We start from the raw sequence: 19949 nt of genomic DNA, 5'->3' as shown, positions 1-19949 counted from the left end.
AGCTTCCCCTGAAATTTAGTTCCCCAAAGGTGACGTAAAATAATCGTAACTTTGGAAAGACAAATGATGAACAGGATACCCAAAAAAGCTTATACGACCGAATTCAAACCTCCAAAGGTCAGCCTTTGTCCAAAGCTGAACAGTTTTATAGTTTAGCTTTTTAATTTTCCGGACTCTCGCCACATTTTTTGTCCGTTCTACCTTATTGCGACACAACCGCGTGGCCCGGTGCTCCTGCGAAATTAGCTGAGCTTTTAGCCTGAGCGGTGGAAAGTATGAGGAACAGGCTAGTGGTAACGGGCGATCCTTGAGGACGGGTAGCTTGTCCAAATACCGTTCTTTGCTCGTAGCAGGCAGAGCTGAAATTAAGTCTTCCACGCAGAAATTTGACCTCCCTCCTATTTTTTACTTTAAAATCAAGTTGATTATCCTAATAATCAACATAGTAATATTTATCAAGTTTTTAGCTATATTTTTTTGCGCTGAATGCAGTGGGATGTTTTTCCCCTTGCAAAAAAAGCACTTAATTAAAAAATTACGTAACCCTCTACTGTCGACATTTGTCGAAATTCACTTAACTCTGAATTTTGTTCAGCTAACTCTGAATTTTTCTGTTGAAATACATTTCGTTCCCTTTTATCGGAGTTCATCTATTGAAGTAAAACTCACCCAATTTGGGAAGATAAAGTATCCCACTTCAGTTCACTCGAGTGTTCTAACGATAAAAATATCGGTTATTGCCACAGAGTCCTCAATTGCCAAAAAGGTGAGATGAAGGATTAAATTCTATAAATTGTTCAATGAGATGTTAAATTTTGAGTTTTTTGGAATTCTAAGAAACTAAGTCTTTAGAACTCTACGCGTTACAAGTTATTTTTACCTTTATCTGACACCTGTGTCTGAAGGAGTTAAGTATGGACGACCACAAAAATCCATCAAATCTCGCACCATTGCAGCGTGGGCCGGACATGGACTGAGGCCGCCAGAAGGCTATAACAGCTTTTTGGAATATGCGGTGGCGATGATGGATACGAGAAGCTTGGAGTTGAAAGATATTTTTTCGGATGAGAACAACCGCCCCTCTCGGGAAGATTTCAGGCAAGCAGTGAAAGCAGAATTTGACGCAATTTGCAACAAAATTAAAGATTTATAGTGCGTTATCTCCTGCACTATCCTAGCTTCTAGTGAATGCACGCCATTGGATCATTCATCATGTTCATCCTCCGAATGGCATCGAGGTATTGCCGTACCACGAACAAGTCGGACACATTGCCAGACAACATTCTGGCCAAGGCAGACTCTCCTCCGAATATAGCTTCTGCGTTTGGCTTTGAAATCCATTCGTCGGCTGCTTTAGGATCTGGCAATAGAATCTGCAGTGCTTTATATATTCCTAAAATGTAAGAAATACGCTCCAGCGTATCCCGGTTGAGATTGGCAGCAGATGGATTCCGCTTCCAGTTATAAAAATTAGAGCGACTTGGCGAACCCAGTAAAATCACCTCCTGATCATTCGTCAACTTCCATGCGGATGCGATGTTGAAAAAGGTCTTAAGACCAATAGCAGATAATTGTTGTGATTCTGGTTTTGGATTAACCGCAGTTGTGCTCATAGAAAGATCCATATCTGTTCTTTATATTTATTCTAGTAGATATTTGGATATTGATCTCACATTCTCAGATGAAAAAACACTACCGTTGCCATCAGATGGTCTGTACTTCCGCAGATTTTCTGCGGTACAACCAAACCACGAGTGAAGCTCACTTCTTGGCGATGAAAAATAAATACTCCCCCATTTGATTAACCGACCAATATTCGATTTTTATTTGATCATTGAAGCATGAGTACAGATAAATCCTAAAAAATTAACAATGCCTCAGTTGAACAAGCGATATTTGCGAAATCAATAATAAAATGACCGCGAATATGAATGATAATGGTACAAAATACATGCAAACTTACAGCAAATTAACTGAATAGCTCAATGATTGACGACATAAAAAAAACACTCTGGGCGACGGCAGACAAACTCCGCGCCAACATGGACGCCGCCGAGTACAAACATCTGGTTTTAGGTCTGATCTTTGTTAAATACATCTCTGATACCTTTCAAAGCCGCCGCGAAGAACTGACCCGCCGCTTTGCTGATCCGAAAGACGACTACTTCCTGCATGACGCTGACGCCGCATTGTTGGCAGAAGAACTGGAAGATCGTGACTACTACCGTGAAGTGAATGTGTTCTGGGTGCCAGAAGCGGCACGATGGGAAAGCATTCGTGCCAATGCCAAGCAGTCCGACATTGGCAAACGCATTGATGATGCGTTATCACTGATCGAAATTGAAAATCCAAAGCTGAAAGGCATTCTGGATAAACGCTATGCCCGTGCTCAGCTACCGGATGGCAAGCTTGGCGAGTTGGTCGATTTGGTATCGCAGATTGGTTTTGGTGTCGATGCCAGTGCCGCCCGTGATGTGCTCGGGCAGGTTTACGAATACTTCCTTGGCATGTTCGCCAGTGCAGAAGGCAAGCGTGGCGGACAGTTCTACACGCCTGCCAGCATAGTTAAAACGCTGGTTGCTGTGCTGGCTCCACATCATGGCAAGGTGTATGACCCATGCTGCGGGTCCGGCGGTATGTTCGTGCAGTCTGAGCGTTTCATCGAAGCCCATGGCGGCAAACTTGGCGATGTCAGCATCTACGGCCAAGAAGCAAACCCCACAACATGGCGGCTGGCGGCAATGAATCTGGCGATTCGCGGCATTGACTACAACCTTGGTCGTGAGCCGGATGATACGTTTAGACGCAATCAACACCCTGACCTTCGTGCCGATTTCATACTTGCGAATCCGCCCTTCAACATCAGTGACTGGTGGCATGGCAGTTTAGAAGGTGATCCACGCTGGGTGTATGGCACGCCGCCGCAAGGCAATGCCAACTATGCATGGTTGCAGCACATGCTGTATCACCTGAAGCCTACCGGTCGTGCTGGTATCGTACTTGCCAACGGCAGCATGAGTTCCAGCCAGAACAGCGAAGGCGATATTCGGCGTGCAATGGTGGATGCCGATGTGGTCGAAGTGATGATCGCACTACCCGGCCAGCTTTTCTTTAACACACAGATTCCGGCTTGCCTGTGGTTCCTTGCTAAGCAAAAGACCACACGCAAAGGCGAAGTGCTGTTCATCGACGCTCGCAAGCTAGGCAGCATGATCAGTCGTGTGCAGTGTGAATTTACCGATGAAGTGATCGACCGTATTGCATCCACGGTTGCCGCTTGGCGTGGTGAATCGGCAGAGGCTTACGCAGATGTCGCCGGATATTGCCGCAGTGTGCCGCTGACAGAAATTGCAGAGCACGGCCATGTGCTCACCCCAGGTCGATTTGTTGGTGCCGAAGAAGTCGAAGACGACGACGAAGCCTTTGCCGACAAGATGCAGAAGCTAACTGAGAAGCTTGGCGAGCAAATGGCAAAGGGGGGGGAACTGGATGCATTGATTCGCCAAAAGCTGGGAGGTCTCGGGTATGAGTTCTGAATGGCAATCAACCACCCTTGGAAAAATATGCGATAGTCAAGGCGGTGCAATTCAAACTGGCCCTTTCGGTAGCCAATTACACACCTCCGATTATAAAGACTCGGGAATCCCAGTAGTCATGCCAACAAACATTGGCGATGGTGGCATTTTTGAAAATGGAATTGCTCGGATTGATCAGAGTGATGTTGAACGCCTTTCACAACACAAATTGCGTTCAGGTGACATCATTTTTAGTCGGCGTGGTGATGTCACTAAAAATGCATTGATTACCGCTCGTGAAGCAGGATGGCTCTGTGGCACTGGGTGCCTCAAAGTAAGGCTCGGTGACGAATCTATAGCAGTTGCCAGATTTATTTCATATTGCTTGAGGCTTCCAGAAATTAAGGATTGGCTTATACGGCATGCAGTAGGTGCCACGATGCCTAATCTAAACACTGGAATTCTCTCAGCGGTGCCGATCAATTTGCCACCACGAGCGATACAAATAGAAATCGGAAAGATATTAGGCGCGCTCGACGACCGCATTGCACTGCTCCGTGAAACCAACGCCACGCTCGAATCTATTGCCCAAGCCCTGTTCAAGTCATGGTTCGTAGATTTCGATCCGGTTCGTGCGAAGCTGCAGGGCCAAATGCCGGAAGGCATGGACGAAGCAACGGCGGCATTATTTCCAGATAGCTTTGAAGAGTCTGAATTGGGGTTGGTGCCGAAGGGATGGCAACTCATTCCGTTCGGAAAGTTGTTAAGTCACACTATCGGTGGCGATTGGGGCGATGAAGAGTCAAATGATAAGAACGACACCAAGGTAGCAATCATTCGCGGAACTGATATACCTGACCTGCAAAGCGGCAACTCTGCCCGGGTCCCTATTCGATACACATCAAAAAAGAAGCTGAATACACGCCAATTAGTGGATAGCGATATTGTCTTGGAGGTTTCAGGTGGCAGCAAAGACCAACCAACAGGCAGATCAATTTTTATTACACATCAATTGCTTGCACAATTTGACTGTCCTGTTGAGCCAGCAAGTTTTTGTAGGTTGCTGAGACCTATCAGCAAGGACATAGGTATTGTATTGAGTCAGCACATGACTGCAATTTACGCCGCTGGAAAAACTTGGGAATATCAAAATCAAAGCACCGGAATTGCAAACTTCCAAACTACACATTTCCTTGAAAGCGAGCTGGTAATACTACCTTCGAAGGAAGTACTGGAAGCTTTCGCAGAAATCGTTCGCCCAATAATTGATCGGTCGCATCTAACACAGATAACGCAGCTTTCAGCACTTCGTGACGCCCTGCTTCCCCGCCTGATTTCCGGTCAGCTACGGATAACTGAAGCTGAAGATGCCGTTGAAGAGGCCGCAGCATGAGCATGACCGAAGAACAGCTTGAAAACGAAGCTTTGGGCTGGCTGCAAGAAGTTGGCTACCAATATGTCAATGGCTATGCAATTGCCCCTGATGGCGAAACGCCAGAACGCAGCAACTATCTGCAACCGCTGCTGATTGAGCGTCTGCGTGTTGCAATCGACCGGTTGAATCCTGCGATTCCGCTTGCCGCCCGTGAAGATGCACTCAAGCAGGTAATGGATTTAGGTATTCCCGCCCTACTGTCAGCTAACAGGCACTTTCACGGCTTACTGGTCAATGGCGTGCCAGTGCAGTATCAAAAAGATGGCGAAACACGCGGCGACTTTGTGCGACTGGTGGATTTTGTTGATGTTGCTGCCAACGAGTGGCTGGCAGTCAATCAATACACGCTCAAAGGCCCCAAGCATACCCGCCGACCAGACATCATCCTGTTCGTCAACGGCTTGCCGCTGGTGCTGTTGGAACTGAAGAACCCAGCCGATGAAAACGCCGATATCTGGAAAGCATTTGACCAGATACAGACTTACAAAGAGCAGATTCCCGATGTCTTCAATTACAACGAAGTGCTGGTCATTTCGGATGGCAGCGAAGCACGGTTAGGCTCACTGTCGAGTGACGCTGAACGCTTCATGCAGTGGCGAACCATCGATGGCGTCGCTATTGACCCGCTTGGGCAGTTCAACGAACTGGAAACGCTGATTCGTGGTGTGCTTGCTCCGGCATACCTGCTCGATTACCTGCGTTTCTTCGTGCTGTTTGAAGATGACGGTGGCCTGATCAAGAAAATCGCTGGCTATCACCAGTTCCATGCTGTCCGTGCCGCCATTGAACAAGTCGTGTCCGCTTCAAGACCTGGCGGCAGTCATAAAGGCGGCGTGGTCTGGCATACGCAAGGCAGCGGCAAGAGCATCACCATGACCTGCTTCGCAGCCAGAGTCATGCGTGAATCCGCAATGGAAAACCCAACCATTGTTGTCATCACAGACCGCAATGATCTGGATGGCCAGTTGTTCGGCGTGTTCTCACTGGCTCAAGACTTATTGCGTGAGCAGCCAGTGCAGGCAGAAACCCGTGGTGATTTGCGAGCCAAGTTGGGCAACAGGCCATCGGGCGGCATTGTGTTCGCCACGATTCAGAAGTTCATGCCGGGTGAAGACGAAGATAGCTTCCCCGTGCTGTCCAACCGCAGCAATATTGTCGTAATTGCCGATGAAGCACACCGCACCCAATACGGCTTTGAAGCAAAGTTCAAGGGCGACGACAAAGGCTATCAGGTCGGCTATGCCCAGCATCTCCGTGATGCACTGCCCAACGCGACATTTGTAGCATTCACCGGCACGCCGGTTTCCGGCGAAGACCGCGATACCCGTGCTGTGTTTGGCGACTACATCCATGTCTACGACATGCAGCAAGCCAAGGATGATGGTGCAACTGTCGCCATCTTCTACGAATCACGCCTTGCCAAGCTTGGGCTGAAAGAGGCACAGCTTGACGAACTGGATGCAGAAGTCGATGAGCTTGCCGAAGATGAAGATGGCGATGAACAGTCAAAACTGAAAAGCAAATGGGCAGCACTGGAAAAAGTTGTAGGTGCTGAACCACGCATTCGCCAAGTTGCTGCTGATCTGGTTGCACACTTTGAAGAACGAGCTAAAGCACAGAGCGGCAAAGCGATGGTAGTCGCGATGAGCCGCGACATCTGCGTTCATTTGTATAACGAAATCGTCAAGCTACGCCCAGACTGGCATGACGACGATCCGGCCAAGGGTGCTATCAAGATCGTGATGACTGGCTCTGCCAGCGACAAGCCCTTGCTGCGGCCACATATCTATTCCAAGCAGGTCAAGAAGGAACTGGAAAAGCGATTCAAGAATCCTGCTGACCCACTACGCTTGGTCATCGTGCGTGACATGTGGCTGACTGGCTTTGATGCTCCCTGTGTGCATACGCTGTATGTTGATAAGCCCATGAAGGGTCATAACCTGATGCAAGCCATTGCACGGGTTAACAGGGTGTTTAAAGACAAGCAAGGAGGACTGGTTGTCGATTACATCGGCATCGCCAACGATCTCAAGCAGGCATTGAAGGAATACACCGCCAGCAATGGCCGTGGCCGTCCTACAGTCGATGCTCACGAAGCGTACTCTGTTCTTGAAGAAAAGCTGGAAGTGCTGCGAGCCATGCTGCACGGCTTTGATTACAGCAACTTCCTAACAGGGGGTCACAAGCTGCTGGCCGGTGCTGCCAACTATGTGCTGGCGGACAAGGACGGAAAGAAGCGTTGGGCTGACCATGCCTTGGCAATGAGCAAGGCATTTTCGCTCTGCTGCACACTGGATGAAGCAAAGGCTGTGCGTGAAGAGGTTGCGTTCTTCCAAGCCGTCAAAGTGCTGCTGACCAAGCGTGAAATAAGCAGCAAGAAGAAAACCGACGAAGAACGCGAACTGGCAATCCGGCAAATCATCGGCTCCGCAGTGGTGTCCGAACAGGTCGTGGATATTTTTGATGCGGTCGGGCTAGACAAACCCAATATCGGTTTGCTCGACGATGATTTTCTGGCGGAAGTGCAGAACCTGCCAGAACGCAATTTGGCTGTTGAACTGCTGGAACGCTTGCTTGAAGGGGAAATCAAGAGCAAGTTTGGCGGCAATGTCGTGCAGAACAAGAAGTTCTCTGACTTGCTGGCTGATGTCATCAAACGCTATCAGAACCGGTCAATCGAGACAGCACAGGTCATCGAAGAACTGATTCAAATGGCGAAAAAGTTCAAGGAAGCTGCGAACCGCAATGAATCGCTTGGACTGACTGACGATGAAATCCGGTTTTATGACGCCCTTGCCAACAATGAATCCGCTGTCCGCGAACTCAGCGATGAAACGCTGAAGTTGATCGCTCACGAACTGACCGAAAATCTCCGCCAGAATGTCAGTGTCGATTGGTCACAGCGTGAAAGCGTCCGCGCAAAATTGCGGCTGATGGTGAAGCGGATTTTGCGAAAGTACAAGTATCCGCCAGATCAGCAAGAAGATGCGATTCAGACCGTCTTGCAGCAGGCGGAAAGTCTGAGTGTTGAATGGAGCTGACGTTAGCCGAATTAACTTTAGTTAGGTCAATCACAACGTGCGGGTTAGCAATCTCGATTTTTTTTGCAATGCAACATCAATCAGTTCAATGAATCGCAAAGACACCAAATTTTCTTGTTTCGAAACCCAATTTTTTTCCCGGACCAAATAAAAATACTCGAAATCAGCAATAATTCAGTCGCTCCAGTAATAGCGCAGGTAGGAGTACATCTATCGCTCAGCAAGAAAACCGCTAATGAATAAACGCAAAAGATTGCAACCAACAAAAAAAATACAAAAACAATTAACGCTGTGATTTTTTGAACCGGCCGAGCCTGTAAGAATTTCTGTGTAAATGCCACGGAACAAGTCAGTGATCGTATTTTTGAATGCGATCACCAAACTCAATCATAAAACGATTTAAGGCCATACGCCAATTGTGCAACGGATAATGCAGTCGTTTAAGAACCTTGCAGAGGGTACTTTTGATGAGGCTTTTGCGAAAATCGTCCATACCAAACTTTACCAGATCCGCTTATTGCGACACAACCCGATGCGGCGCAGGTCATCCAGGTTGCGTGCCAGCCGGTCCATGCTATGCACCACCACGGTATCGCCCTCGCGGACGAAGGCCAGCAGCCTTTCAAGTTCAGGACGTTGGGTATCCTTGCCGGAAGCCTTATCGGTGAACACCTTGCCAACTTCGATTTGCTCCAATTGCCGATCAGGGTTCTGGTCGAAGCTGCTGACGCGGACATAGCCGATGCGTTGACCTTGCACGATGCCTCCAAAGGTAAAAATGTCAGGATGAAATCTATTACCCTTGGCTGAATGTGTCAATAAATATAAATTAATACCCTACTCTGACGTTGTTTGTGCTCAACATCTGACATCAGGTTAGGGTATAGCTCAAGCTGACGCATTAGCGCTTGAACGCCAGTAACAAAACACCACCAGCGACCATCGCAATACCAGACCATTCTCTGAGTGATGGACGTTCGCCGAGAAAGGTGAACGCAAACACAGCCACCAAGACCAGACTGAGTTTATCGACCGGCGCAACCTTGGAGGCGTCACCGATCTTGAGCGCACGGAAGTAGCACACCCATGACGCTCCGGTGGCCAAGCCGGACAGCCCGAGGAAAAGCCATGTCTTAGGGGACAGCTCCAAGGGGTTGGCCCATTTTCCCGTGTAGGCGACAAACGCCGACAGGACGACGATGATGATGGCCGTTCGGATCAAGGTAGCCAGATCGGAATCAACTCCCTGAATGCCCACCTTGGCAAAAATGGCAGTCAGCGCCGCAAACACAGCCGACAGCAGCGCCCAATAGAACCAACCAGTTGAAGTAACCAATTCGCTACACTCTTCTTTTCTCAAGTCATTGCTTCGTGGGAACGATAACGGAAACCTTTAAGCCGGTTTGCTGAGTTTCGTCCACGAAATCGAGGCGTATTTCAGCGCCGATGCGATGGGCAATCGTTTGGACGATGGATAACCCTAGGCCCGAACCAATCTGCTCGCTGCCCAGCGTGCGGTAGAAGGGATCAAAAACCCGATCCCGTTCTGCCAACGGAATGCCAGGCCCGCTATCCTGAACACGCAGCTCGGCTTTCCCTTCCGATATGCCTACGGAAAGATCGACCCGCCCACCCTCTGGTGTATAGCGAATGGCGTTATCGACCAGATTTTTGACCAGGGCAATCATGTCCAGTTCGCTCGCCCACACTTCGGCGTCTTGCGTACCTTCGACACCGATGTCGATGTGCTTGGCCTCGGCCAGCGGCATGAGGTCTTCCAGCACGCGGCGGTAGATGCTCTGGACGGATATCGGCGACTTCGGCGTGTCAGTGGCCGACTGTGCCTTGGCCAAGGTCAGGAGTTGATCCAGCAGGCTTCGGCCGCGCTCGATCCCTTGGCGCAAGACCGTCAGTCGTTCGCGCGCCAAGCCGGACATTTCTGTCTCCGCCAGTCTCTCCGCTTGCAGCGAGAGTGCGGTCAACGGCGAGCGCAGTTCGTGCGCGGCATCCGCCACAAAGCGGCGCTGTGACTCCATAGACTGGCCGATACGGGCGAGCAGCCGATTGATCGCCACAGCGAATGGCCGCACCTCGACCGGAAGGTGGCGGTCATCGACAGGGTGCAGTTCCTGCTCGGCACGCTGGTCGATCTCCTTAGAGAGTGCGGCGATGGGCCGGAACATCTTGCGCACCAGGTCAGCAACGATCAGCAGCAGCACTGGCACGAGAATCAGGAAAGGCATCACGGTGCGTAGCGCGCCATCGCGGGCAATTTCATTGCGGAAGCCCGCTTCCTGCGCCACCGCGATGCGTTCACCGGCAGCCGTGGTTTTGACCAGCACGCGGAACGACTCGCCACCGATCTCCAGCGTGTGCAACCCATCAGCCAGTGTCGTAGGCAAGGGAAGCGTGCCGCCTGCATCCACGCTTGCCTCAGATGGATTGGCTTCGCCCAAGTACTGGACGATCACGCGTGATTCTTCATCGACATCTTTGGGGCGAACATCGGTCGTCGGCGGGGCCGGTGACAGGCGCTGCCGATCCATGAGTTGTGCCACCTGGCGTAGAACGTCGTCCTGTAGCTCATGGGCTTCGTCGAAGGCCGACAGGAACGAGAAGATGCCCGCCACGATGGCAACCACGAGGATGGCCAGCGACAGGGTGAAGGACAGCTTGAGCTGAACCGACTCGTTCAGGCGTCTTTTGAGACCATCCATCCGACCCCCCTGACGTTCTTGATGACCTCGCTGCCCAGCTTGCGCCGCAGTGCATGGATCAGAAATTCGACGGCGTTGCTTTCGACCTCTTCCCCCCAGCCGTAGATGCGGTCTTCCAGCTCGCTGCGCGAGAGGATGGCTCCCGGCCGAACCAGCAAGGCTTGCAGCAGCGAGAACTCCCGGTTGGACAGTTGCACCGGGGAGCCACCGTTAACGCTGGCTTCTTTTGTGGCCGGATCGAGCGACACCACGCCATTGGTGAGCACTGGCGTAGCCGTGCCGCCTTTGCGCCGCAGAACAGCACGCATCCGGGCCAACAGCTCTGCCATCTGAAAGGGCTTGGACACGTAATCGTCGGCTCCGCCGTCCAAACCACGCAGGCGGTCATCTAGGCCATCGCGCGCCGTGATGATGAGTAGAGGAACCGGGTTGTCCTTGGCGCGGATGCTGGCCAGCACCTCCAGCCCATCCTTGCCTGGCAGACCCAGATCGAGTAGAACCAGGTCATAGTGCTGGCAACCCAGTGTCGTGAGGGCGGTCTGCCCGTCCTTCACCCAGTCGGTGGCATAGGACGCATCCTTCAATGAGCCCTGGATCGCTTCGCCTATCATGGGATCGTCTTCGACCAACAATACCCGCATTCCCCCTCCTCTTGAAATTATTGTGGCCGCATTACGGCAACATCGAGACAAGAACCTTATCTTTTAGTCTGATGTGGTGATATATGGCAGCTAGTGCATGAATGCCTGCCAACCATATGATGACATCACCAAGCAGTTTGTGAATCTCGCCCCAATCTGCAAGGTTGGAAAAATAGGAATTCCCAACAAAGGGGAACACGTTAATTCGCATTCCGCCTAGTAACGTCAAAGGATGAGATTCGCTTCCCAGAGCCAGTAGCGCAGAAATAGGCAGCAAAAGAAGTAAAGCCCACAGCACAAAATGCACCAATCGGGAAAGGCCAAACATCCATGCCGACATCTGATGTCGCGGAGCACCCGGACGTACCGCAGCCCAAATCAAGCGCAATAATGTGAGCACAAATACGGCGACACCCAAAGATTCATGCCACACGATGTCATTTCGTGTAGCTGGATCGACTCCACCATCAACTATTCGCCCGAAGTCGCCAGGCCCTAACACGAATGCTGTGACAACAATTCCGGCCGTAATCCAATGAAATGCTTTGCTTAATTTGTCATATTGATCAGGACTATTTCTCATGGCATTGTTTCCTCCATATTGGCTGGGATGACCGTATTTTCAATGTGCGGTCTTAGCCGCCCGCTGCTTGAACAGCAGGACTGCGATGACCATGAAGGCCAGCAGTGCGGCCGAGGCCGAATAGCGGCTCAGCGCCAAGCCGCCAGCGCTCAGCGGCTTGTCCAGAAAGTCGCCGACCACGGCTCCCAGCGGGCGGGTCAGGATGAACGCCGCCCAAAACAGCAGTGTGCGGGACACGCCCGTCCAGTAGTAGGCTGCCACAACCAGGGCAAGCAACCCACTGAACACGACGGCCGCACCTGTGTAGCCCAGGCCCGCCGTATCAGCCGTCCAGTCACCCAACGCGGTGCCCAGCGTCTGGGAGAACATGATCGTCAGCCAGTAGAAGGCTTCTGCCTTGGGCGAGCTGACTGTGCTCACCGACACGGAGCCGAGGGTGCGATGCCAGACGAAGAGCGAGCCTAGCAGCAAGGCCAGCAGCAAGCTCGAACCTCCAGCATACCCGATTCCCAGCGATCGATCCGCAAAATCGGCCAACGTCGTGCCGACCGTGGTCGTGGCGATGATGGTCGTCCAGTACAGGAAGGGATGAAAGCCTTTGGCCTTGACCTGCGCGACGACGGCAGCCAGGAAAATCGCCGCGAATATGACCGTGCCGACCAGATAGCCCAGATTCATGGACATGGAGACGGCATCGCCGCCGGTTTCGCCGAGCGTCGTGGCGGCAATCTTGATAAGCCAGAAGCCCAGCGTGACTTCTGGCACCTTGGCCAGCGCGTGTTCAGTGGATGTTTTCATGGGGCACGCTCACGGGTCAGGCTTTGCCTTCGAGCGAGTCGAAGGTTTTTAGCAGAGCACCCATCGCAGCCTTGCAGTCAGCTTGGCTTGGCGTATCGGCACGCAACGCAGACAACGCCTTGTCGATGGCTTTGTCGAGAACATGCCAGTCGTCGGCAGCGCGCGGTTTCAGTCCGGCCTCGGCCGAATCCCAGGCCACCTCCAAATCCTTGATACGGGTCTTGGCGGCGGGCAGATCACCCTTGTCTACAATGGTGGCCACGTCAGTGGCGATGCTGCGAAATGCGGTCAAGTCGCCCAGCTTGGAAGCGGCTTTGCTTGGCGATACCGTGCTGGCATTGGCAGACGGTGCAGAGGCGGTGCTCGCGCGGCCTTGGTCGGCAGGCTTGGAGCAGCCGGTGGTCAGGGCCACGAGCGCCACCGCCGACACGGCGGCGACAAGGCGAGCGATAGAGTGCGTATTGGGCATGATTTCTCCTTGGAAATTGGGAAGGGGGTTACTCGGTGACCTGGGCGGAGCGGCCCGCGTTCATGCTGAACTGGGCAACGGCCACCAGCATGACGATGACTGAGAGGAACAGGGCGCTGGTCCACATGGCCCCCATTCCGAGGCCGCCATAGGTCTTGGCCTGAGTCAGCAGGTCGCCGAGCGCAGCGCCGAAGGGTCGGGTCAGGATGTAGCCGATCCAGAAGGTCAGCACGGCGTTGCCACCCATGCGCCAGGCGGCATAGGTGATGCCGATCAGCGCGCCAAAGGCGACAGCCCCCCAGGTAAAGCCCAAGCCCAGCGCCTCGGTCGCCAGATCACCAGCAGCGGTGCCCAGCGCAAATGTGCAGAGGATGGCTGACCAATAGAACAGCTCCCGGCGGCGCGTCACGATGTCGTGGATGGACAGGGTACGTTCGACTCGATACCAGACAAAGAAGATCGCGGCGAGCGTGACGGCGAACGCCGAAGTGCTGATGTACAAGCTGACGCCCAGGCCGTCGGTCAACAGGTCGGTGATCTGGGTACCGACCACGCTGACCAACACAACCGTGAGCCAGTAAATCCAAGGGGTGTAGCGACGGGTACGCAGCTGCATGAACAGGGCGATTGCCAGCAGCGCACCCATGACGGTGCGCGTCAAGCCCTGGCCAAAGCCCGCGTTGACCGCCAGGAAGTCGGCCCCTGTCTCGCCCACCGTCGTGGACATGATCTTGATGATCCAGAACGACAGCGTGACTTCCGGGACTTTGTTGAGCCAGTCGCTTGCTCTGACCGTGGGCAAATTGTTCATGGTGTTTTCCTGCCGATGTGAAAGGGATTGCCGCTAGTCTGACCAGGCAGACTTAGCCCATCCATAGGCTCACTCGCGCACCCATCCCTGCGCGATCAGCTTGCCGAACAACAAGAAATGGATACGGGTCGCCAGTCGGTAGATTGGCCCCAGATACCAGCGTGCTTCGTGCAACGTCAGCACGGCACTGAACGCTGCGACCGCAATGGCACCAAGCATGTCGAGCGGGAAGTGAACCCCCAGGTAGATGCGCGACCAGGCGATGGGGAGGCCAAGCAGTGCCAAAGTGACGCCCACACTTCGCGGTCCTCGCTGTAGCAGAAGGCTGAAGGCAACCGACCACCACAGCGTCAGGTGATCGCTGGGAAATGACGAGTCGGCAACATGGGGAATGAGCGTATGACCCAGCCCGATCATGAAAGGCCGGGGATGCGACCAAGCCAGGCCGATGATCTGGTTGGTCAGCAGCCCAAGCAGGCCGGATGCGGTAGCGACCAGCAGCGCTTTGCGGGTGTTCACATTGCCGCGCAGCCAGCCGATGCCGATCAGAATCGGGACGGCCCAGATGAGCCATTCCGCAAAGAAGGTGGCCAGCGTCACCACCAGAGCGTTCGGGTGTTCAGGTGCGTTGAGCCACAGGAAAAATGTTTGGTTGAGGTGTTCCATGAAGTCTCCGGGCCGGATCACGGCGTCATGCGCAATCCGGCCACACTGGCAGGCGGTCAGTCTTGCTTGTCGTGGTCGTCATCGTGATCCGCCTTGTCCTCGGCAGACGAGATGACGGTGCCCTTGTCGGCATCGACCCGGACATCGAAGACCTTGGCCCCGCTGACAACTTCCACGTCATAGACCCAGCCTTGCTTCGAGTTTTCGTACTCGGCGCGCGATGCCTTGCCATTGGCGTGCTGCTCGGCAACGGTGACGGCCTGGTTAAGCGGAATCTTGGCCTTGGTGATCGCCAAGGCGTCGTTTTCCATGCCACCCTTGGCGGCGTAGGCGACAGCGCCAGTCGTAGCAATGGCGATGGCCAGCAGGGAAAGTTTGGTGTAGCGGTACATGATGCTTCTCCAGAAGAGTGCAGGGATTTGCACGGTGGAGAAGTTACGCAGGCAGACTTAGCTGCTACTGAGCTGAGCCGTCGCCGTTATCGTCGGAGATTGCTGGCAATGGCTTAGCGTGCTTTATTTTCCGTTTTCTGAGGCGACCCCATTAAGGTCATGACGGTTTCTCCAGTTGGTCGTACACGGCGGTGGCAACGCGCGCCAGTTCGGCCTTGTTAATTCCAGCCGACAGCGCATAGCCGAATTTGCCGTCGATCCAATAAAACACATTCACCGGTCCCTCCTGGGCGAAGCGAAAACCTGTGTCCTTGTTGTGCGCCTGGTCGGTCGACACGTACAAGGTGAGGCGCTGCCCGGTCGCGTCGTGGTACATGAACTGCGCCACCGCGCCTTGGGCGCCAGGGAGCAGGCGACCACCGATCAGCTCGTAGCCGAGTTTGCCCAGCCGGGGTGGCCGAATTGCCGTGCCGAGGCGTTTGGACAGCCATGCCACTAGCTGCTCTTCCTGGTCAGCCCCGATTTCCACCGGCCGCTTGACATCCGGGCTATAGACAACGTGGGCGATTGCGGCCTGATGGGCCAAGCCGGCAACGTACAGCGCCGGCCTGGCCTGCATGGAATCACCTTGGGCGTACTGAATCTCGCCTGCCTGCTGGCCATGCAGCAGCCACCCTGTCGTGCCGCTGAACAGGGCGATGGCAAGACCGGCTACCAGCCGCTGCCATTGCCACTGGCGCGGTCGCGCTGCGCTTAAGCGCTCCGGCACCGCTTCGTCGAGCACGGGATTGAAAAGCGCGCGCAGTTCATCGTTTTGCGCTGTATAGGCGCGCAGTCGCTCCGCCTCTTCCGGGCGCTGCGCCAGATAGGCGTCGACCTCGAGTCGGCGCGCGGCAGGCAGCTTGCCGTCGACGAAGGCGTGCAAGTCGGCTTCCGTGATGGGTAGGGTATTCATTTGACCACCTTCAAGGGTGCGATGTACGCTCTCCCTTCCATATTCGCGCGCATTTTTTCACGCGCGCGCGACAGGCGCGACATGACCGTACCGATGGGAATCTTGAGCGTTTGCGCGACGTCGTCGTAACTCATTTCTTCCAAGGCCACCAGCAGCAGGATTTCACGCTGTTCCTCTGGCAGCGCACGCAAGGCCGTTTCCATGTCGCGCAGTTCGAGTCCGCTTGAAGGACTGCCAGGTGCTAGTGCCATCGATGTCTCCTCGTTGAGCGCTTCCGTCGGCACTGAAGGCCGCCGCGCCTGGTCGATACGCAGGTTGTGCATGATGCTGAACAACCATGCGCGCATATCGCTACCACCCTCCCATGACGCCAGTCTCCCCCATCCGCGCTCGACCGTGTCCTGCACCAGGTCGTCGGCGCCGGCCCGATCGCCGACCAATGCCCGCGCATAGCGGCGCAGACGGGGAATGCAGGCCAGCAGCTGGTCGCGCGAATTGGGCATGGATGTCACTGGAGTATCGGTCGATTAATCAATAAGCTGCTGCGGTCAGTTTCGGATCGATCTGCCAGGTTTCGTTGACCAGCTTGCCATCGCGGTAGGTCAGCACATAGCGCACATTGACCTGTGCCTTGCCTTCGAACTGCACCTTGGCGACGATCGTCGCACCCTTTGGGTTCGCCGATTCCTCCAGAGCAAGCACAGTCACGCGCGCCGGCCCGACAGCCTTGCCGAACTTTTCCCAGGTGGCGCGAATGGCATCGGAACCGGCGTACATGCCGTCAAGCGGCCCGCCGGGTTGTGTCGCAATAAGCGGATCTGGTAAAGTTTGGTATGGACGATTTTCGCAAAAGCCTCATCAAAAGTACCCTCTGCAAGGTTCTTAAACGACTGCATTATCCGTTTCCAACGGATAATGCAGTCGTTTAAGAACCTTGCAGAGGGTACTTTTGATGAGGCTTTTGCGAAAATCGTCCATACCAAACTTTACCAGATCCGCTTATTGCGACACAACCCTCAACGGTGTGCCCAGGGAAGTACGGATAGCTGCCGACTCCTACAATCATTACGTGCGTGCCTGGCGTCTTTTTTTCTTCGCTCTGCCAAACGAGTGACATGCCTTCACTCCACTAATCTTGAAGATAGGCACCTTACCAGAACATGACCTTTTCAACAATTACATGTAATTCTCTTGCAACAGTCGGCGCCGTGGCGGAAGGAATAAGTCACTCGCGAGCTCCATAGTGCGAACATTCACTTGGCAGCAAACTGGAGGGTTAGGCAAAGCCCCGTTCTCTTGCAAGCCTCCTGATGCCAAGGAAAGAGTATGCTAAGCTTCTCGACATGAAAAAAGTGCTACTGATCATGCTGCTGGTGCTGGTGCCGTTCCAGATATCCTGGGCAATGGCCGGTGAGTATTGCCAGCATGAGAGTGGCCCCGTCGCTACGCACTTTGGTCATCACGTGCATCATCATCAGAGTAAGCTCGATCCGCCTGACCCAAAACATACCGAGAAGCCAAGTAAGATACACCCCGACTGTGGCTCTTGCCACACGACAGTACTTGCCTTGTTCATGGAACCCAGTCTTGCTCCTGCACTGTCGCTGTCAGCATCAAAGCCACCGCCATTCCCCCCTGACTCCTACACCTCCCATGTCCCGGATGGCCCACACAAGCCAGACCGTTCGCATTTCGTTTGATCTCAGAATTTCGCACATCGACGGCCACGCCGAAAGGCGTTGTCGACCGAGAGTTCAACGCAATGTACGGGAGTAAGCATGACAACGTCAGAAAAGCATCAACACGACGCGAAAAATGAATCAGATGGTAACCACGATGGGCACGATCACGAAGGCGGCCTGCTGGGTGAAAAAACGGAACTGATATTTGCGCTGCTCGCCGGCGCTTTAGTTTTAGCAGGTTGGCTGTGCGAGAGGTCCGAGGTTGGCCCGGACTGGCTCAGCACGGCCTTATACTGCACCGCCTACATTTTCGGTGGTTACTTCACGCTCAAAGAGGCGGTCGATAACTTACGCGCGAAGCGCTTCGAGATCGATACGTTAATGCTTGTCGCTGCAGCCGGCGCCGCTGCCTTGGGGAAATGGGGGGAAGGCGCATTGCTGCTGTTCCTGTTCAGCCTGGGCCATTCGCTGGAGCATTTCGCTATGGGGCGCGCACGACGCGCTATTGAAGCGCTGGCCGAGCTCGCACCTGAGACTGCGATTGTTCGCCGCGGCGACAAAACTGAGGAGGTTTCTGTTGAATCCCTCCAGCCTGGCGACGTTGTGTTGGTCAAGCCGAATGAGAGGTTGCCGGCCGATGGCGTCGTAACCAAGGGCACAACCAGCGTTAATCAGGCGCCGGTGACTGGCGAGAGTGTGCCCGTCGACAAAGAGCCCGTGGCAGATGCAAGAGCAGCGATCGCTGCGTTTGATAAGGCGCCTGCAAACAACCGCGTATTTGCGGGCACCATCAACGGCGCCGGCAGTATTGAGGTCATGGTTGCACGCCTGGCCACCCAGTCGACAATGGCTCGCGTCGTGCAGATGGTTTCCGAAGCCGAGGCGCAGCGTTCTCCAACTCAGCAGTTCACTGATAAATTCGAGAAGAAATTTGTGCCGGCGGTGTTGGGGTTAGTCGTGTTGCTGATGTTCGCCTTCGCCGTAATCGACGAACCTTTTGCGGATAGCTTCTACCGTGCGATGGCCGTGCTCGTTGCTGCCAGTCCGTGTGCGCTGGCGATCTCCGTGCCAAGCGCCGTGCTCTCTGGCGTTGCGCGCGCCGGCCGCAGCGGGGTGCTGGTCAAGGGAGGCGGGCCGCTAGAGAACCTCGGGACTCTCACCTCTATCGCCTTTGACAAAACAGGCACGCTCACTGAGGGCAAACCGAAAATGACGGACGTTGTGACGGCGCCTGGTGCAGATGAAGCAGAGCTACTCAGTGTCGTGCTTGCAGTTGAATCTCACAGCGACCATCCGCTTGCTTCGGCATTGGTGGCAGGCGCGCGCGAACGCTTAGGTGACAAGCTGCAGCAGATTTCTGCCAATGACGTGAAGAGCATCACTGGCCGCGGTATCGAGGCAGATGTCGGTGGTGAAAAGGTCTATGTAGCCAAGCCGATTCTGTTCACGGAACTCTCCGTCGGCGCGGTGCCGGAAGCGCTTGCCAGCGCCAATGAGAAACTGGTCGGCGACGGTCGCACTACCATGATCGTGTTTAAAGGCTCCCGTTACCTTGGCGTGATTGGCGTCATGGATACACCACGCGAGGTGGCTGGCGAGGTGATGACTAAACTGCGCGCACTGGGCATCGAACGGCTCATTATGATTTCTGGCGACAACCAGAAAGTTGCAGACTCGGTTGCGCGCACAGTGGGACTTACTGAAGCGCGCGGCGATTTGATGCCGGACCAGAAGGTCGAAGAGATTAAGCGCCTGCGCGAAGCACACGGCAAGGTCGCGATGGTCGGCGACGGCGTCAATGACGCGCCTGCGATGGCTAATTCGACCGTAGGCATCGCGATGGGAGCCGCAGGTTCGGACGTCGCGTTGGAAGCGGCCGACGTAGCGCTGATGGGCGATGATCTATCGCAGCTACCGTTCGTCGTTGGCCTTTCACGCCAGACGAGCGGAATCATCAAGCAAAACCTTTGGGTGAGCCTGGGTGTGGTCGCAGTGCTAATTCCGGCGACGATCTTCGGCTTGAACATCGGCACTGCCGTACTCTTCCATGAAGGTTCAACGATCATTGTGGTAGTCAACGCGCTGAGGCTGCTCGCATTTAAGGACAAAGCTAGCGCGTAAAAGCGGTGATGATGACACCTCAAAAACAGGAGTGGCATCATCACGTGACTGCAAGATTGCCTTTAGATACAAGCTGTCTGAGAGATCACTTGCAAACAGAGACTGTTGGATTAAGAAAAAAAT

General features: G+C 54.0%; 19 protein-coding genes and 1 pseudogene. 6 read left to right on the top strand and 14 right to left on the bottom strand.

Annotated features, from left to right (window positions below):
• Positions 1 to 895: 895 nt before the first annotated feature.
• Positions 896 to 1153, top strand: coding sequence for a hypothetical protein (locus ACOTSW_RS16690; RefSeq protein WP_423680191.1), 258 nt, complete (start codon positions 896 to 898; stop codon positions 1151 to 1153).
• Between the two features lie 28 nt (positions 1154 to 1181).
• On the opposite strand, the gene ACOTSW_RS16685 is transcribed toward ACOTSW_RS16690, so the two are convergent.
• Positions 1182 to 1613: an MbcA/ParS/Xre antitoxin family protein gene (locus ACOTSW_RS16685; protein ID WP_423680190.1), complete on the bottom strand. Its 432-nt coding sequence runs from the start codon at positions 1611 to 1613 to the stop codon at positions 1182 to 1184.
• A 372-nt stretch (positions 1614 to 1985) separates the two neighbouring features.
• Between ACOTSW_RS16685 and ACOTSW_RS16680 the strand changes: the two genes are divergently transcribed.
• From ACOTSW_RS16680 to ACOTSW_RS16670, 3 genes are read left to right on the top strand one after another with little or no spacing between them, the layout of a single operon-like run.
• Positions 1986 to 3536: a type I restriction-modification system subunit M gene (locus ACOTSW_RS16680; protein ID WP_423680189.1), complete on the top strand. Its 1551-nt coding sequence runs from the start codon at positions 1986 to 1988 to the stop codon at positions 3534 to 3536.
• Complete coding sequence (locus ACOTSW_RS16675; protein ID WP_423680188.1) at positions 3526 to 4908, top strand: restriction endonuclease subunit S; 1383 nt, start codon at positions 3526 to 3528, stop codon at positions 4906 to 4908. The genes ACOTSW_RS16680 and ACOTSW_RS16675 overlap by 11 nt, the downstream gene beginning before the upstream one ends.
• A gap of 2 nt (positions 4909 to 4910) precedes the next feature.
• The gene (locus ACOTSW_RS16670; protein WP_423682356.1) at positions 4911 to 7991 is read left to right on the top strand and encodes a type I restriction endonuclease subunit R; all 3081 of its coding nucleotides are present in this window, start codon (positions 4911 to 4913) and stop codon (positions 7989 to 7991) included.
• A gap of 531 nt (positions 7992 to 8522) precedes the next feature.
• On the opposite strand, the pseudogene ACOTSW_RS16665 reads toward ACOTSW_RS16670, so the two are convergent.
• From ACOTSW_RS16665 to ACOTSW_RS16605, 13 genes and pseudogenes are all read right to left on the bottom strand, one after another.
• A pseudogene (locus ACOTSW_RS16665) lies at positions 8523 to 8750 on the bottom strand (recombinase family protein); the annotation flags it as partial.
• 142 nt (positions 8751 to 8892) lie between these two features.
• Entirely contained in the window at positions 8893 to 9327 is a 435-nt protein-coding gene (locus ACOTSW_RS16660; RefSeq protein WP_054620130.1) for an EamA family transporter, read from the bottom strand.
• A 25-nt stretch (positions 9328 to 9352) separates the two neighbouring features.
• Positions 9353 to 10708 (bottom strand): ATP-binding protein, encoded by a 1356-nt coding sequence (locus ACOTSW_RS16655; RefSeq protein ID WP_423680187.1) that lies wholly within the window; start codon positions 10706 to 10708, stop codon positions 9353 to 9355.
• Complete coding sequence (locus ACOTSW_RS16650; protein WP_423680186.1) at positions 10684 to 11349, bottom strand: response regulator transcription factor; 666 nt, start codon at positions 11347 to 11349, stop codon at positions 10684 to 10686. The genes ACOTSW_RS16655 and ACOTSW_RS16650 overlap by 25 nt, the downstream gene beginning before the upstream one ends.
• A gap of 31 nt (positions 11350 to 11380) precedes the next feature.
• Positions 11381 to 11932, bottom strand: coding sequence for a cytochrome b (locus ACOTSW_RS16645; protein ID WP_423680185.1), 552 nt, complete (start codon positions 11930 to 11932; stop codon positions 11381 to 11383).
• A gap of 39 nt (positions 11933 to 11971) precedes the next feature.
• A complete protein-coding gene (locus tag ACOTSW_RS16640) occupies positions 11972 to 12730 on the bottom strand; it encodes a hypothetical protein (RefSeq protein ID WP_423680183.1) in 759 nt (252 codons plus the stop codon).
• A 16-nt stretch (positions 12731 to 12746) separates the two neighbouring features.
• Positions 12747 to 13199, bottom strand: coding sequence for a hypothetical protein (locus tag ACOTSW_RS16635; RefSeq protein WP_423680182.1), 453 nt, complete (start codon positions 13197 to 13199; stop codon positions 12747 to 12749).
• 28 nt (positions 13200 to 13227) lie between these two features.
• Complete coding sequence (locus ACOTSW_RS16630) at positions 13228 to 14010, bottom strand: hypothetical protein (RefSeq protein ID WP_423680181.1); 783 nt, start codon at positions 14008 to 14010, stop codon at positions 13228 to 13230.
• A 69-nt stretch (positions 14011 to 14079) separates the two neighbouring features.
• The gene (locus ACOTSW_RS16625) at positions 14080 to 14676 is read right to left on the bottom strand and encodes an undecaprenyl-diphosphatase (protein ID WP_423680180.1); all 597 of its coding nucleotides are present in this window, start codon (positions 14674 to 14676) and stop codon (positions 14080 to 14082) included.
• A 56-nt stretch (positions 14677 to 14732) separates the two neighbouring features.
• Entirely contained in the window at positions 14733 to 15068 is a 336-nt protein-coding gene (locus tag ACOTSW_RS16620; protein ID WP_374486946.1) for a PepSY domain-containing protein, read from the bottom strand.
• A gap of 157 nt (positions 15069 to 15225) precedes the next feature.
• Entirely contained in the window at positions 15226 to 16023 is a 798-nt protein-coding gene (locus ACOTSW_RS16615; protein WP_075791080.1) for an anti-sigma factor family protein, read from the bottom strand.
• Positions 16020 to 16526 (bottom strand): RNA polymerase sigma factor, encoded by a 507-nt coding sequence (locus ACOTSW_RS16610; RefSeq protein ID WP_075791081.1) that lies wholly within the window; start codon positions 16524 to 16526, stop codon positions 16020 to 16022. Before ACOTSW_RS16610 ends, ACOTSW_RS16615 begins: the two co-directional genes overlap by 4 nt.
• A 28-nt stretch (positions 16527 to 16554) precedes the next feature.
• Positions 16555 to 16800: a hypothetical protein gene (locus ACOTSW_RS16605; protein ID WP_423680178.1), complete on the bottom strand. Its 246-nt coding sequence runs from the start codon at positions 16798 to 16800 to the stop codon at positions 16555 to 16557.
• A gap of 566 nt (positions 16801 to 17366) precedes the next feature.
• Here ACOTSW_RS16605 and ACOTSW_RS16600 point away from each other — a divergent pair.
• A complete protein-coding gene (locus ACOTSW_RS16600) occupies positions 17367 to 17723 on the top strand; it encodes a cobalt-zinc-cadmium resistance protein (protein ID WP_423680177.1) in 357 nt (118 codons plus the stop codon).
• Between the two features lie 78 nt (positions 17724 to 17801).
• Positions 17802 to 19826: a heavy metal translocating P-type ATPase gene (locus ACOTSW_RS16595; protein ID WP_423680176.1), complete on the top strand. Its 2025-nt coding sequence runs from the start codon at positions 17802 to 17804 to the stop codon at positions 19824 to 19826.
• Positions 19827 to 19949 lie beyond the last annotated feature (123 nt).

Origin of the sequence: Undibacterium sp. WLHG33 (genome assembly GCF_049544815.1) — a bacterium.
Lineage (GTDB): Bacteria > Pseudomonadota > Gammaproteobacteria > Burkholderiales > Burkholderiaceae_D > Undibacterium.
This window is presented reverse-complemented; position numbering and strand designations above follow the sequence as displayed.